14 protein-coding genes are annotated in these 13,976 nt (G+C 54.5%); 5 read left to right on the top strand and 9 right to left on the bottom strand.

Annotated features, from left to right (window positions below; all coding sequences use genetic code 11):
- Positions 1–7 precede the first annotated feature (7 nt).
- Positions 8–1,534: a sugar ABC transporter ATP-binding protein gene (locus AAIE03_RS16195; RefSeq protein WP_013024269.1), complete on the bottom strand. Its 1,527-nt coding sequence runs from the start codon at positions 1,532–1,534 to the stop codon at positions 8–10.
- 318 nt (positions 1,535–1,852) lie between these two features.
- Between AAIE03_RS16195 and AAIE03_RS16190 the strand changes: the two genes are divergently transcribed.
- Positions 1,853–2,665, top strand: coding sequence for an IclR family transcriptional regulator (locus AAIE03_RS16190; RefSeq protein ID WP_014595130.1), 813 nt, complete (start codon positions 1,853–1,855; stop codon positions 2,663–2,665).
- A gap of 39 nt (positions 2,666–2,704) precedes the next feature.
- On the opposite strand, the gene AAIE03_RS16185 is transcribed toward AAIE03_RS16190, so the two are convergent.
- From AAIE03_RS16185 to AAIE03_RS16165, 5 genes are all read right to left on the bottom strand, one after another.
- Entirely contained in the window at positions 2,705–3,226 is a 522-nt protein-coding gene (locus AAIE03_RS16185) for a GNAT family N-acetyltransferase (RefSeq protein WP_024471391.1), read from the bottom strand.
- Positions 3,227–3,403: 177 nt separating this feature from the next.
- On the bottom strand, positions 3,404–3,943 hold the full coding sequence (locus tag AAIE03_RS16180; RefSeq protein WP_013024272.1) for a P-loop NTPase family protein: 540 nt from the start codon (positions 3,941–3,943) through the stop codon (positions 3,404–3,406).
- A gap of 77 nt (positions 3,944–4,020) precedes the next feature.
- Complete coding sequence (locus AAIE03_RS16175) at positions 4,021–4,332, bottom strand: cupin domain-containing protein (protein WP_014606875.1); 312 nt, start codon at positions 4,330–4,332, stop codon at positions 4,021–4,023.
- Positions 4,333–4,542: 210 nt separating this feature from the next.
- Positions 4,543–5,883, bottom strand: a complete 1,341-nt coding sequence (locus AAIE03_RS16170; protein WP_013024274.1) for a carbohydrate porin — start codon at positions 5,881–5,883, stop codon at positions 4,543–4,545.
- A gap of 207 nt (positions 5,884–6,090) precedes the next feature.
- Entirely contained in the window at positions 6,091–7,053 is a 963-nt protein-coding gene (locus AAIE03_RS16165) for an aldo/keto reductase (protein ID WP_013024275.1), read from the bottom strand.
- Between the two features lie 388 nt (positions 7,054–7,441).
- Between AAIE03_RS16165 and AAIE03_RS16160 the strand changes: the two genes are divergently transcribed.
- Positions 7,442–8,575: an endo-1,4-beta-xylanase gene (locus AAIE03_RS16160; RefSeq protein WP_228225441.1), complete on the top strand. Its 1,134-nt coding sequence runs from the start codon at positions 7,442–7,444 to the stop codon at positions 8,573–8,575.
- Here the strand turns inward: AAIE03_RS16160 and AAIE03_RS16155 are convergent.
- Positions 8,558–9,562 carry a GlxA family transcriptional regulator gene (locus AAIE03_RS16155; RefSeq protein ID WP_013024277.1) on the bottom strand — a complete coding sequence of 335 codons (1,005 nt, stop codon included), beginning with the start codon at positions 9,560–9,562 and terminating at the stop codon, positions 8,558–8,560. The two genes, AAIE03_RS16160 and AAIE03_RS16155, sit on opposite strands and share 18 nt — an antisense overlap.
- A gap of 119 nt (positions 9,563–9,681) precedes the next feature.
- Here AAIE03_RS16155 and AAIE03_RS16150 point away from each other — a divergent pair, with 119 nt between their 5' ends.
- From AAIE03_RS16150 to AAIE03_RS16140, 3 genes are read left to right on the top strand one after another with little or no spacing between them, the layout of a single operon-like run.
- Complete coding sequence (locus tag AAIE03_RS16150) at positions 9,682–10,461, top strand: alpha/beta fold hydrolase (RefSeq protein WP_014595134.1); 780 nt, start codon at positions 9,682–9,684, stop codon at positions 10,459–10,461.
- Between the two features lie 24 nt (positions 10,462–10,485).
- Positions 10,486–11,112, top strand: a complete 627-nt coding sequence (locus AAIE03_RS16145) for an FMN-dependent NADH-azoreductase (RefSeq protein ID WP_013024279.1) — start codon at positions 10,486–10,488, stop codon at positions 11,110–11,112.
- A gap of 18 nt (positions 11,113–11,130) precedes the next feature.
- Positions 11,131–11,454, top strand: a complete 324-nt coding sequence (locus AAIE03_RS16140) for a YciI family protein (protein WP_013024280.1) — start codon at positions 11,131–11,133, stop codon at positions 11,452–11,454.
- 43 nt (positions 11,455–11,497) lie between these two features.
- Here AAIE03_RS16140 and AAIE03_RS16135 read toward each other — a convergent pair whose 3' ends face one another.
- On the bottom strand, positions 11,498–13,159 hold the full coding sequence (locus AAIE03_RS16135; protein WP_013024281.1) for a methyl-accepting chemotaxis protein: 1,662 nt from the start codon (positions 13,157–13,159) through the stop codon (positions 11,498–11,500).
- A 562-nt stretch (positions 13,160–13,721) separates the two neighbouring features.
- Positions 13,722–13,934, bottom strand: coding sequence for a transcription antiterminator/RNA stability regulator CspE (gene cspE, locus AAIE03_RS16130; protein WP_014606872.1), 213 nt, complete (start codon positions 13,932–13,934; stop codon positions 13,722–13,724).
- Between the last annotated feature and the right edge of the window lie 42 nt (positions 13,935–13,976).

The following is a 13,976-nucleotide window of genomic DNA, read 5'->3' as shown; positions in this document are numbered from 1 at the left end:
TGCCTGTTCAGACGGTAGCTAATGGAGCAGCAGAACTGGCCGAGGCCAGCTCCAGTAAACCTGCAAACGTAACCTGTTCATTTCTCAGCTCACCCACCACCTGGCCCCGGTTAAACACCAGCGCGCGGTTGCAGATATGAGCAATTTCTTCAAGGTCATTGGAAATCACCAGCACCGCCACGCCTTCGGCGAGGGCTTTATTGAGCAGGTGATAAATCTCTTCGCGTGCGCCGACATCCACGCCAGCGGTAGGATCTTCAAGAATCAGTAGCGGCGCGTTGAGGTGCATCCAGCGGGCCATGACCACTTTCTGCTGGTTGCCGCCGGACAGGGCGCTGATATCCAGGTTGACGTCTTTGGGACGCACGTCGAACAGCTGGACTTTCCACCAGCTGGCGCCTACCTCGGCGCGGCGACCATAGTGCGATATCAGCCGATGACCGCTGGCGCAGGGATTAATAAACAGGTTTTCACGCACGCTCATCGACATCACCAGACTTTCGCCCGTGCGGTCGCCTGCCACCAGTGAGATGCCCGCTGCCATCGCCTCACGGGGAGAGCGTGGGTGGCAGGGGTTGTCGCGAAAAATAACCTGTCCGCTGGTGGCCTGCTTCAGGCCAAACAGCATTCGGCCTATTTCTTCCTGACCGGCTCCGCGCAGTCCTGCCAGCGCCAGCATCTCGCCTGGCTGCAGGCTAAAAGAAACCGGCCCGACTTCGTCAATGCACAGCTGATTCAGCGACAGCACCGGCGGCCGCGCCTCGGGCAGCGCGAGGCGCTGGTTACTCTCCAGCGCCTCGCCCACAATCATTTCCACCAGATCGTGAAGCTTGTAATCTGCCGTGACGCCTTCCGCAACGCGTTTACCGTCTCGCATCACGCAAATACGGTCGGCAATTTCGATCACCTCATCCAGGCGATGTGTCACGTAAATCATGCCGACGTTGCGGCTTTTCAGGCGTTCAATCACGCCAAACAGGTGGCGCACGTCGTTGGCGGGCAGCGAGGCGGTGGGCTCATCCAGCACCAGCACTTCGGCGTTGACCGCGACGGCACGGGCGATGGCCAGCAGCGATTTCTCTGTCCGCGACAGTTCAAACACGCGGGCATCGGGGTCCAGCTGAATACCGACTTCCTCCAGCGCCGAACGCGCCCGCTCACGCACCGCCCGCCAGTTGACCAGGCCAAAGCGGCGGTTGAATCCCATCACCAGTGCCATATTTTCCGCCACGGTCATCCACTCAATCAGCCCCAGGTCCTGGTGAATAAACGCGATGGGCTGGCTGGTTGCCGTTTTCAACGCGGCGGCGGATGCCGTGACGTTTCCCTGAAAGGTAATCTGCCCCTCATCGCTGGTATACACGCCAGCCAGCACTTTGATCAGGGTGGATTTACCTGCGCCGTTTTCCCCCAGTAGCGCCACCACCTCGCCGGGGAAGACGTCCAGACTCACATCATTAACCGCGGGGTTGCCGCCAAAGCGTTTGGTGATATGGCTGAGTGTAAGAACCGGTTTATCCGGATGAGGTTGCATTTCTGCCTCCCGTGACGCCTGGTGAGTATCGGCAGCAAGAGCGGCGACCGCTCGTTGCTAATTTCAATATGTGAAATACTATTCCAAAAAATAGTATTCCTGACGCCGGGGAAAAGCAAAGAAGGAGGGTGGATATTTATCTATAAGAAACAGTAAGTTAAAATATTGTTTTGAATTTGTGATGAACAGCGCACTTCTGTCACGACGAGAAGCGTGCGCCCGACCACACTAAAAAGCTAAAGATTCCCTGTCGGTAAGCCTTGAGTTAACATCATGCGTTAGCGCGTTCAGGAAGTGAGAAATGGAGAGGGTCGGTGGATGGCGGTGAAAGTGGATAAAGCAAAGGAAACGAAGAGCGATAAACCCTTAGGGACACAAAGCCTGTTTCGTGGCCTGCAGTTAATAGAATTGTTAAGTAATTATCCTAACGGTTGCCCGCTAGCCCATCTTGCTGAACTGTCTGGAATGAACAAAAGCACCGTACATCGCCTGTTGCAGGGGCTGCACAGCAGCGGTTACGTGACCCAGGCACCTTCGCCCGGGAGTTACCGCTTAACCACCAAGTTTATTTCAGTCGGTCAGAAGGCGCTGTCGTCGCTCAATATTATTCACGTTGCAGGGCCACATCTGGAAAAACTCAACCTAGACGTGGGTGAAACCGTGAACTTCTCCAGCCGCGAAGACGATCACGTTGTCTTGATCAACAAGTTAGAACCTACTACGGGCATGATGCGCACCCGCGCCTACATCGGTCAGCATATGCCGCTCTACTGTTCAGCCATGGGCAAAATTTTTCTGGCCTGGGGCAGCGAAGAGTACCTGCTGCAATACTGGCAAAACCATCAGGACAGCATTGAGCAACTGACGAAAAATACCATTACCACGCTGCCCGAGATGCAGCAGGAACTCAACGATATTCTTCAGCAGCGCACCGCGATGGATCGCGAAGAAAATGAACTGGGCGTCACCTGCATTGCGGCACCGGTGTTCGATATTCAGCAGCGTGTCCCTTATGCGGTTTCGGTATCCCTGCCGACGGCCAAGCTGCAGCAGATTGGCGCGAAGCATCTGATGGCGAAGGTGGTTGCCACGGCGCAGGCCATTTCAGAAGAGCTGGGCTTCACCGCCTGAAAACGCCCTTTTCGGTACAGCAGGCCTGCCGAGCCAGGCTTAGTTTTCAGGTAGCGTGCTGTCTCCGTCACCGAGCGTGCGCTGCATCAGCACCGTATCCAGCCAGCGGCCATGCTTGAACCCCACCGACGTTAATGTGCCGGTCACGGTAAAACCGGCGGCACGGTGCAGGGCGATAGAGGCCACATTGGCACTGTCACCTACGTTTCCCACCATCTGGCGAAAGCCGCGGGACTCAGCCCAGTGAATAGCATGGGCCAGCAGGCGTTTGCCAATGCCTTTTCCCTGGAACGCGGGCGCAATATACAGGGAATCCTCCAGGGTGAAACGATAGGCATAACGGGGCCGGTAAAAGCTCAGATAACAGTAGCCACAAACCTGTCCTTCACTGAGGGCGACGAACCAGGGCAGCCCGGCGGCGCGAAGTTTTTCCAGCCGGCTGGCTATCTCTGCCTCGTCGGGCGGGACGATTTCAAAACTGCCCGTGCCCTGTAATACGTGATGGGCGTAAATCTGTTGTATTGCCGGAACGTGGCTGTCTTCTGCCAGTATTATTTCCATTTCACTGTCTCCCTGCCTGTTAGCGTCGCGAAAGGGCATTGTCATCAGAATAAAAACGACCGGACATCGCGCTTCACCGGCAGAGGCCAGGTTGGCTGCACCGGACGCGGTAAGGCGCAACGCCTCCCACCATACAACCGGGCCAGACACGACCGATCCCGGACAAGAATACGCGGATTACACAGCCAAATTCCAGCGCCTGTAAGCCTCATCAATCGCCTTTGTGCCCTGCAAAAAGCATTTGGGCAGATCGATGTGCGGGTAGCGCGTTTTATAGCGCCTGCGGTTTCCCGGCGTTATCAACGCGATGTGCTTTATCATCGCCCAGTTCACCTTATCCACACTGCCCTCAAGTGCGCCCGGCCGGTTGGCACTGGCGTAACAGCGTCTGACGTAACGCAGCAAGCTGGCGGGCATTGGGACATCAAGCAGAATATAGCCGGTTGCTCGCGCCAGTCGTTCGTTAAGACAGGCTGTGTAGTTGCCGTCCATTACCCAACAATCCCGGTGAATAGCCTGATGATGTAAATGCAAAAACTCAGCCTTCTCTCTTGGCTGCCAGTGGGTATTGGGCAGGTGATAAAGTTGGTCAAGATGAATGGCAGGCAGGGCGGTGTGATGTGAGATCGCGGTCGCAAGCGTTGATTTTCCGCTGTTAGACGGCCCCATAATGCAGATGCGTGGCCCCAGATCCTCAAGACTGATTAACGCATTCATGGCGACGGTCCTGTAGACGGTGTGGTGGATTGCCCTCAGCCCGACGGGCAGAAGGGCAGAAGGGCAATCCAGCAGAATTAGACTGAACCTTCTTTTTCGATCACCAGCACTCGCGCTTCACCCTGGGGATGGGCGACATGCTCGGTACCGATACTGGCATAGAAAATATCGCCCGTTTCGAGACGAATTGTCTTCGTTTCTCCCGCTTCCTTGTAATGCATGTCAACGCAACCATCCATAACGGCAAACACTTCCTGGCCATCATTGATATGCCATTTGTAAGGCCTGTCTGTCCAGTGAAGGCGCACGGTTGTGCCTTCAAAATTAGCAATGTCGAGGGCGCCCCAGGCCTTTTCGGCTGAGAAAGCTTTGCTGACGTAGGTTTTCATTTTTTTTGACAGTCTGAACGCGTGTGATACGGTTATATCGCATCACATGAGGCATGATTTGCAAAATATTGCGCATATTGCTGGCAGAGGAAGGGGAGGTCACTCGCACGGGGCCAGGTGAGCCAGCGCGGCACGCCGGGGCGCTGCCACGTGCACGATAAAACCAGCCAGCCGGATGCGGTCACCTGCCCGGCTGGCATGAAGGCGGAATCAGAAGTTCACGTTAGCGCTGATTCCACCCACAAAGGCATCTTTCACCTCACTGACGGCGCCCGGCGCAACAACGTATTGCAGGTTAGGACGCAACTGCAGCCACCTGGTCAACTGGGCGTTGTAGTAAATCTCATAATTGTATTCCGACCCCTCCTGGATGGGCAGGTAGGTTGGACTCGTAAAGTCAGTCTGGCCGCTGGCATCGTTCTGCGCACGCAGCGAGCGGGTATAGGCGCTGTTAACGTGAATACGCGCGGCCCCCACACCAATCTCATCCTGCGGACGGGCATCAAACGGCCCTTTCCAGGTGAAGCTGATGGACTGGTAGTTATCTGTTTTAGAGGTTTTATGATCGTTCATGACCGCCTGAAGGCTGACGCCCAGGCCACGGCTGGCATCACCGCCTTGTGCCGTAAGCTGCTGCTGTAACAGCACATAGCCGCCGTAGGCATGGTCTTTGCTCTGATAGGCGCCATCACGCCAGCTGCCGTAGTTATCGCCATTTGCCGACGAGTAGTAGTAGCCGATGCGATAATTACCCGGCAGCTTCTCCGGTCCGAAAGTCGGTTTCCAGCCCAGTTCGACCGGCACCAGATTGCCTTCAGAATTGCTGGTATCAAGACGGAAGCCGTCGCCCCGGTCGTAGTTCGCGCGGTTCTGATTATAGAAACCAACCTGGAAAAAGACCTCAGGGGTAAAGTTAACCTTCACCCGTCCGCCCCACTGGGATACCGGCCAGTTAAACCAGCGATCGCCGCGCCAGTTACCGGCCTGACCGCTGCCGAATGCCAGGTTCTGAAACTTGCTGTCGAAATTATCGAAGTCTTCTCCGACGGTAACGCGGCCGGCTTTAACATTCACTGTGTTATCGAAAAGGCCTTTGCTTAACCAGAACTGCGTCAGTCGCCAGGTCTGGCCGCGGCCGTAGACTTCCTGTGTCGAAGAGAGCATCCCGGTGCGACGGTCGGCAACCTGATCGGAGATGTTGCGACCATTACGATCGGTGATGGTCACCTGGAACTGAGTATCCTGCCAGTCGAGGAGTTTTTGCAGGTCAAAATTGGCCCCGAAAGCCCACTGATCGCTGTAACGCATTGAGGTATGGGTATCGGCGCCGCCGCCCAGATTAGCGGCGCTTTCCATGGTGTAATTAACGTCTAATTTAATGCCGTCTTGTTCCAGCTGTGTTCGCGAACCGTTCCAGTCACCAAACAGATAAGGTGAATCGTAGCTGAAGGCATCGGCGGCCAGCGCGGAGGCGCTTAGCATCGTAAACATCAGGGTGCCCGCGGCCAGGCGAGGCATAAACTGCACTGCTTTTTGCATATTCATAATCATTATTCTTGTGTGAATGACAGTAATTGACAGGGCAGAGAATAATGCTGACTAAATGTCAATTTTTGCAAATCCGTGCGTATATAACGTCAAGATAATAAGTAATTAACGCAAGTGTGACAGCTCTCTCTGAACGAATATGTTTTTAACAGAAAAGGCATTTATTGCGAGGCAGCGTAAAAAAAGGGATGCCGGAGCATCCCTTTCGCCTCAGGCTTTGCTGGCGCGGGAGAGTTCTTCAATCTCCTGCTTACTTAAGGCCAGTTCCGTTGCCTTTACCAGTTCATCAAGCTGTTGCAGGGAGGTGGCGCTGACGATCGGTGCCGTAATACCCGGACGGGCAATCAGCCAGGCCAGTGCAACCTGAGTAGCCGAAGCATCATGCGAGGCGGCGACATCTTCGAGCGCCTCAACAATCCGCAAGCCGCGTTCGTTCAGGTATTTATCCACAATGCCCTGGCCGCGCTGACTTTTCGCGGCATCCTGAGGTTTCTTGTATTTACCGCTCAGAAAGCCGCTGGCCAGCGCATAGTAATTGATCACGCCAAGGTGGTTGTCGCGTGCGACCTGCTCCAGTTCACTTTCATAACCTTCACGGTCGTAAAGGTTGTATTCCGGCTGCAGGGTTTCATAGCGCGCCAGCCCCTGCTGCTTGCTGATATCCAGCGCCGCCTGCAACCGCTGCGCGCTGTAATTGGATGCACCCAGCGCCCGCACTTTTCCTTCTTTCACCAGTGCGTCGAAAGTGCCCAGCGTATCGGCCAGCGGCGTGGATTCGTCGTCACGATGTGCCTGATAGAGGTCGATAACATCCGTTTGCAGGCGGCGCAGGGAATCCTCCACGGCCTGGCGAATATAGGCGGGTTTCAGCCCTTTTTTCTCTGGCGACATCTCTATACCGACTTTTGTCGCCAGCACGATCTTGTCGCGTTTGCCGCTTTTCTTCAGCCATTTGCCGATGATGGTTTCTGACTCGCCACCCTGATTGCCTGGTGCCCAGCGGGAATAGACGTCTGCGGTATCAATAAAGAACAGACCTTTTTCAACCAGCGCATCAAGTAGGGAAAACGAGGTTTTCTCGTCTACCGTCCAGCCAAACACATTGCCGCCAAAAGTCAGAAGCGGCACGTTGATACCACTGTTGCCGAGCTGGCGGGTTTTAAGCTGCGTCATAGCATTCTCCTTGGTTAAACGAATAAGGTATATCTTTCAGCTTAGCAAAGGAAAATCCTCGTTATTTAATTCGGCTTATCAACCCGTGCGCCAGGCGAATGCAATGTGCCGAGACGGATGAGAAGGGTGAGATGAATTTAGCCCGTATAGGGCAGATGAAAGGGAACGTATTTTCATCTGTTTTGCCCGCCATCAGGCGCCGGCGATGCCAGCTGATAAGGCCATCTTTTCCCGGCACGGAACCTGACCTTGCATTTTTTACAGTCTGAAACCCATCTTAACCAGAATGCAAAGAATCGCGGCAGACGGCGAGGTCGTTTGGCGCTATAAAAAAGCAGGGGCCGGGCCAACGTGGCCGGAATATTGCCCACTGGAATCCGGAGGCATCGTGGCGCTACGTCTTACCGATACCGTCTTTACCTCAACCTCGCCATGCCGACGCCGGTTTCTGAAAAGCAGCGCGGCGCTGATGCTGGCGGGCGCGCTGCCGTTGCCAGTTCTGGCATCCATCCCACCTTTTCCCGCCCTTAAAACTGTTGCGGCGCAAAGTCATCGGCTGTTTGGCTTTGCCGTCAGGCCCGACAGTCTGCAATCCGATGCGCACTATCGGCAGTTTGTGGCGAGTCAGGCGAGCATTATCGTGCCGGAAAATGCGCTGAAATGGATGGCCGTCCATCCCGCGCGCGATCGCTACGATTTCGCCGGGCCCGATGCGATCGCCGCCTTTGCCCGCGAGCAGGGGATAAGGCTTCGCGGGCATACGTTTTGCTGGCACCGCGCCCTGCCGGACTGGGTACAGGCTATTGCTGATGAGGCTGAGCTGGAGAAGGTTTTGAGGCAGCATATAGCGACCGTTGCGGGCCGCTACCGCGGGCAGATTCACAGTTGGGACGTGGCTAACGAAATCATCAATCTCGCCGACGGACAACCTGGTGGATGGCGCAACAGTTTCTGGTATCAGCGGCTTGGTACGCGTTATATGGATATTGCCTGCGAGGCGCTGCACCAGGCCGATCCCCATGCGGTCATCTGTTACAACGATTACGGGCTGGAAAGTGACGATGTGAGTGGACAAAGGAAACGGGCGGCGGTACTGGCTATGCTGCGCGACTTGCAGTCCAGACATATTCCGATTGGCGCGCTCGGCATCCAGTCTCATCTCAAAGCCGGTCCCCATCCCGCTTTTGGGCCGGGGCTGGCGGCATTTATTCACGACGTGAAATCGCTTGGCCTGAAGGTGTACATCACCGAACTGGACGTGGATGACAGCAGCGTGCCGATGGAGAGCCGGCCGATGGCGGTTGCCGCGCTGTATAAACGCTATCTTTCACTGGTTCTGGAGGCGGGCGTTGCCGCCATTTTAACGTGGGGCGTTTGGGATACGCCGCACCGCACGGCTGCGACACCGAAGGCGGGGGACGCGCTGGCGACCGGGCCGCTGCTGTTTGGTAAAGACGGCAGCATTAAAGAGGCCAGTTGGGCGGCGCTGCACGCGCTCCGCTCATCACCGGATCTCAGATGACGCGCGTGCAGCTATCCACTGGCGATAACGCAGCGGCGTCATCTCCATCATCTGGCTAAATGCTTTACGAAAACTCGTCTCATCCGAATAACCGCAGTCGGCCGCTACTTTGCGAATGCTCACGGCGGGGTTTTCCAACTGAATACAGGCACCTTCAATTCTTACCCGGGTGATGAAGGTCTTGGGGCTTTCCCCGGTCAGCGATTTCATTTTGCGGTGAAGCGTGCGTTCGCTGGTATGCAGGGCGGATGCCAACTGTTCTGCCGTAATGCCGGGGTTTTGATAACGAATAATCTCTTCAGCCCGCATGAGCAAGGGGTGCTGGGTATTGATAAAGCCGGGCGGTGCGTAGAGACGTTGCGACAAGGGTTGGGCATCAGCCACCGTCATATCGGCAATCTGTCTGGTAATGTCAGCCCCCAGCATCGTCTGGAGCAGGTGCAACGTGAGGGCGGTCCAGGAAAGCGGGCCGCCTGTGGTAATAATGTTGTCCTGCTGTTCCAGCGTTTTTCCCCAGACAGGACGGGCGTGAGGGTAACGCTCCCGCAGTGTAGGAAAAAGCCACCAGGTGGTGGTACAACGTCGGCGATCGAGCAATCCCGCCTCGCCCAGCACTAAACCCCCAGCGCAGGCGGCACCTACCGTTGCGCCCTGCTGATGCATTTTTTTTATCCACTGCGCCGCATGCGTGACCGCACCGGCATGAAGCGGAAACCTGTCGCTGCCGAGCGCCATTCCACCTACCAGTACGATGTCGGCCTGAGCGGCCTGGGCAAAATCCCCATCGACATGAAGCCATCGGCCTTGCGCATCCCGAACCGGTTGACCATCTGCGCTGACAATTTGCGTTTCTAACAGCGTGCTGGCAACGCGTTCAGCATAGTCGGGGCGGGAAGCGATAACCTGGCGAGCAATCCATAAGGTGTCACAAAACCCGTTAATCGCTGAAGACAGGCTGCCTTCCAGCGCCACAATCGCAATGCGCATATGCGTTTTCCTCTTAATGGCGAGTTTTGCATGTTAATTGTCCAGTTCGCCATCTTACAAGGTGTTTTTTACAGGGTTACGATGGTCTGCATGATAACGGCTAATGGGTGGAAAGACGGATGTGGGGAAAAACAGGAAAAGCGATACGTTTAAAACTCGCCGTTCTGCTGGGCCTGACGTTACTCAGCACGCAAATCATGGCGGAGGCAGCAGCCATCAAAAACATTGTGTTAGTTCACGGCGCTTTTACCGATGGCTCAAGCTGGAAAGCCGTGATTACCCAGCTTCAGCATAAAGGCTATCACGTTACTGCCGTACAGAATCCGCTGACCTCGCTGCAGGATGATGTCAATGCCACTGAGCATGTCATTGCGCGTCAACAGGGGCCGGTGCTGCTGGTGGGGCATTCCTGGGGCGGGGTGGTGGTTGCCGACGCGGCAAATGATCCAAAGGTCAAAGGGATGGTGTTTCTCTCTGCGCTGGTGCCTGACAGCGGTGAATCTGCCGCCGATCTGTTGCAGCGACTTCATGCCCCGATGACAGGGATGTTGGCTGACAGTCATGGACTGATCTGGCTCGATAGTGCAGACCATTTCGCTGAGATCATGGCCGGTGACGTGCCTGAAGCACTGGTGCGTGAACTGACTGCGGTCCAGCAGCCCATAGCGGCGCGGGCGTTTGATGACAAGGTGAAACGGGCCGCATGGAAAAGCAAACCCTCATGGTATTTGCTGACCACAGATGACAAGGCGCTACCGCCTGCCGTCCAGACGCGCATTGCTGCCTCCATCGGAGCCAGCATTGAGCGCATCGCCTCCAGTCATATGTCTCTTGTTTCACATCCTGAACAGGTTGCGGCTTTGATAGATCGCGCCGCCAGGACCCTTACCACTCCGTAGCGTTAACTTTACCAGGGGAATGACATGATCCGATTACTTCATATCGACGCCAGTATTCTTCAAGCGCAATCCGTTACTCGTCAATTGACGGCAGATATCGCTAGCAGACTGACTGAAAAATACCCGGATACTCACGTGGTTTACCGCGACGTGGTAGCGGATGAGATCAGCCACCTTACAGGACCCATTGCAGCAGGATTCAGATCGCTGGACGGAGACGTGTTCGATGAGCGCGTTATCCAGCAGCATCGATTATCTGAAAGCCTGGTGGCGGAATTCCTTGCCAGTGACGTCATCCTGGTAGGTGCACCTATGTATAACTTCTCGGTGCCAACTCAGCTTAAAGCCTGGCTGGATCGGCTCGCTCAGGCAGGCAAGACCTTCAAATACACCGAGAACGGTCCGGTAGGATTATCCGGTGGGCGAACCGTGATTATTGCTTCAGCACGAGGCGGCTTTTACCACGGTGGTCAGTTTGAAGATATGGATTTTCAGGAGCGCTATCTCTCTGCCTTTTTTGGATTTCTAGGCATCAAGAACATTCATTTTGTTCGTGCAGAAGGGGCGTCAAAAGGCGAAGCAATTCTGCTGCGCGAAATGGATAACGCTCGCCATGCTGCCGCGACGCTTATTCAGTCCCTAAATCTGTAATAAATCGGAGGATAGCTCATGCTTTACGTTATCACGCTCATTTATCGTCGTTCTGAAGCGGAACGAGAAAAATACAATCCAGGTCATAAAGCATGGCTGGCTGACAATATCAAAGCAGGCAAGGTGATATTTGCCGGCCCCCTGGAGCATCAGCGCGGCGGACTGGTATTAGCGGCGGCACCCGATGAGCATGCCGTCAGGACTATGCTGGATGACGATCCTTTTGTTGCATCAGCGTTAGTCGATGTGGTGGTGACAGGCGTGCATCCGGCGCTGGTCTCGTCAGCATTTTTATCTGGTTGGGGCAAGGATACGAAGGTCATTGACGTTTCTGGTCACTAAAACGCGATGCTGCGGGGCAGGCACTTGCCCCGCAGCAATGCAATCAGAAGGACTGCCAGTTTTCCGCTGACAGGCCAGCGCTAGTGCTCTCCGCTAAAGGCTTCTTCAGCGATGGTTTACGCAGCACATTCTGACCTGCGGCCGGGGTTCTGCCTGTGTTAAACACCGCTACCGACTGGCGTAACTGCGTTGCCTGATCCTCCAGCGATGCAGCGGCACTGGCCGACTCTTCAACCAGCGCGGCGTTTTGCTGCGTGACGCCGTCCATTTCAGATACCGCTTTACTCACCTGCTCAATGCCGCGCGTCTGCTCGGCCGAGGCTGAGGCAATCTCTGCCATCAACTGCGTCACGCTGTTAACGGAATTCACAATGCTGCCCATCACATCGCCTGCTTCTGAGGCGTGCGTCGAACCACTGTTTACGCGTTGGGTGGACTGGTCAATCAGCGTGCGTATTTCCTGGGCCGCGCTGGCGCTGCGACCGGCCAGAGACCGCACTTCACCGGCCACCACAGCAAAACCACGTCCCTGCTCGCCCGCACGCGCGGCTTCCACTGCGGCGTTAAGCGCCAGGATATTGGTCTGGAAGGCGATGCTGTCAATAATGCCAATAATGCTGGCGATCTGTTTTGAGCTTTCACTTATCTGTTCAATGTTGGCGATCACCTTCGCGACGATTTGCCCACCCTGCGAGGCCATCACGGAGGCATCTTTCGCCATGGTGGTTGCCTGCTGAGCATTTTCCGCGTTCAGTTTTACCGTTGAGGTGAGCTGCTCCATGCTGGCTGCGGTTTCCTCAAGGGCTGCGGCCTGTTGTTCGGTGCGCGAGGAGAGATCGGTACTGCCGGCAGAAACTTCTGCCGCGCCGGTAAAAATTGACTGCGTGGCATCATCCACAGAGCGGATGGTGACAACCAGCGCACTGCGCATCTCTTCGAGCTGGCGAAGCAGTCTGCCGGTTTCATTTTGACTCTCACTGGCGATCTCCTGAGTCAGATCACCGGCAGAGATAGCACGCATGTAATCCGTCGCCATGCTCAGCGGTTTCAGCAGCAGGGTTCTCAGACCGGCCCAAACAGTGGCAACGGTGACAAGGGCAATGATCGCGATAATCAGCAACGTCCACAGCATATTACTGTAGTTGCTATCGTTTTCAGCGGCTATCTGCTTCATTAACTGGTAGTTCGCACTGCGCCATGTCTGATAAGCCTTATCCAGATTATCCTGAGCTTCCTGCGCATCAAGATTCCCGTAACCCTGATAGTTATTATTTTTCAGGAAGTCTACTGAGGCGAGCATTGTTTCGTGCATCTTGTTGTAAGCCGCCTCGACATTTTTTGTCACCTCAGCATGCTGACCCGGTAATGCGGGTGCGGTCTTATAAGCCTGGAAATACTCATCAGCTTTATCGGCGGATTGTTTTGCCACCTCCAGCAGTTTGGCAATAGACGCCAGTGACGCCGGATCTTTCTGGTTTTTAAGGAAGCGAATCGCCACGCGGCTGATCGTCACGCGGGTTTTAATCAGCGTTTGTACACTGTCGCTCAACTGTTGTTGCTGCAGCGTAAGTTGTTCAGTATGCGAGAAATTGCGCCCGGCCTGACTGACAGAGGAATAAAAAAGAAAGCCCGTAATGGTCAATAGCGCACTAAAAAGAAATAACACGGCAACAATACCCGTCGTGATTTTAAGGTTTTTAAGCATTGCAGTAATCCCGGTAAAAGGTGATACAGGTTTATCGGTATTAAAATGATTAGCTTAATAGTGACGCGATAAATAATGTGATCTATGACAATAACTAAGAAATAAAAGCGGCTTTTCTGAAGAGAGAAAATGTTAGCGAGCCCTTGGGGAACATCGTCTCAATGATAAAAGGCAGCGCGGCTAAAATGTACCATCAGATACATTATTGTGATCTGAGAATAATAAAAAGGTCCACGGTTTGCGCCCATGCGTCGTTATTTTGCACACCCGATGCCTGTATTTTCACGTGAATATAATAACGCTTTGAAATAATAATGAAAACCTGATGCCCGGCGCTTTTCTCCCACTGGCGTTATTCGTGCAAGCGATGCAGAGGTTAGCGGATGTCAGGCGTGCTGGCGCAATGGAGGGCGAACAATATTCTGGAAGGCTGCAGCAAGGGCGAATGCAGTTTATGACAGGCATAAAAAAACCCGCACAAGGCGGGTTCTTTTCACAACGACTTAACTGCTCAGGCTGTTGCCATCATCGCTATCGTAAGCGGTCGTGAGGGCATCAGCTGTTACAGAGCAACAACATTGCCAGCTGAAGGACCTTTAGGACCGTTCTCGATTGAGAACTCCACTTTCTGGCCTTCATCTAATGTTTTGAAATCGCTGCTCTGAATAGCAGAGAAATGTACGAATACATCTTTGCTGCCGTCCTGAGGAGAAATAAAGCCGAAGCCTTTATCAGCGTTAAACCATTTTACTAAACCAGTCATTTTAGTTGACATAGATGTGTCCTTTTCATTTTGAGCCACGCAAGGTGACGAAGA

The sequence above is a fragment of the Pantoea sp. Ae19-2 genome (assembly GCF_059801205.1).
Note: the sequence above shows the minus strand (reverse complement) of the source record. Positions and strands in the feature narration are given on the sequence as shown.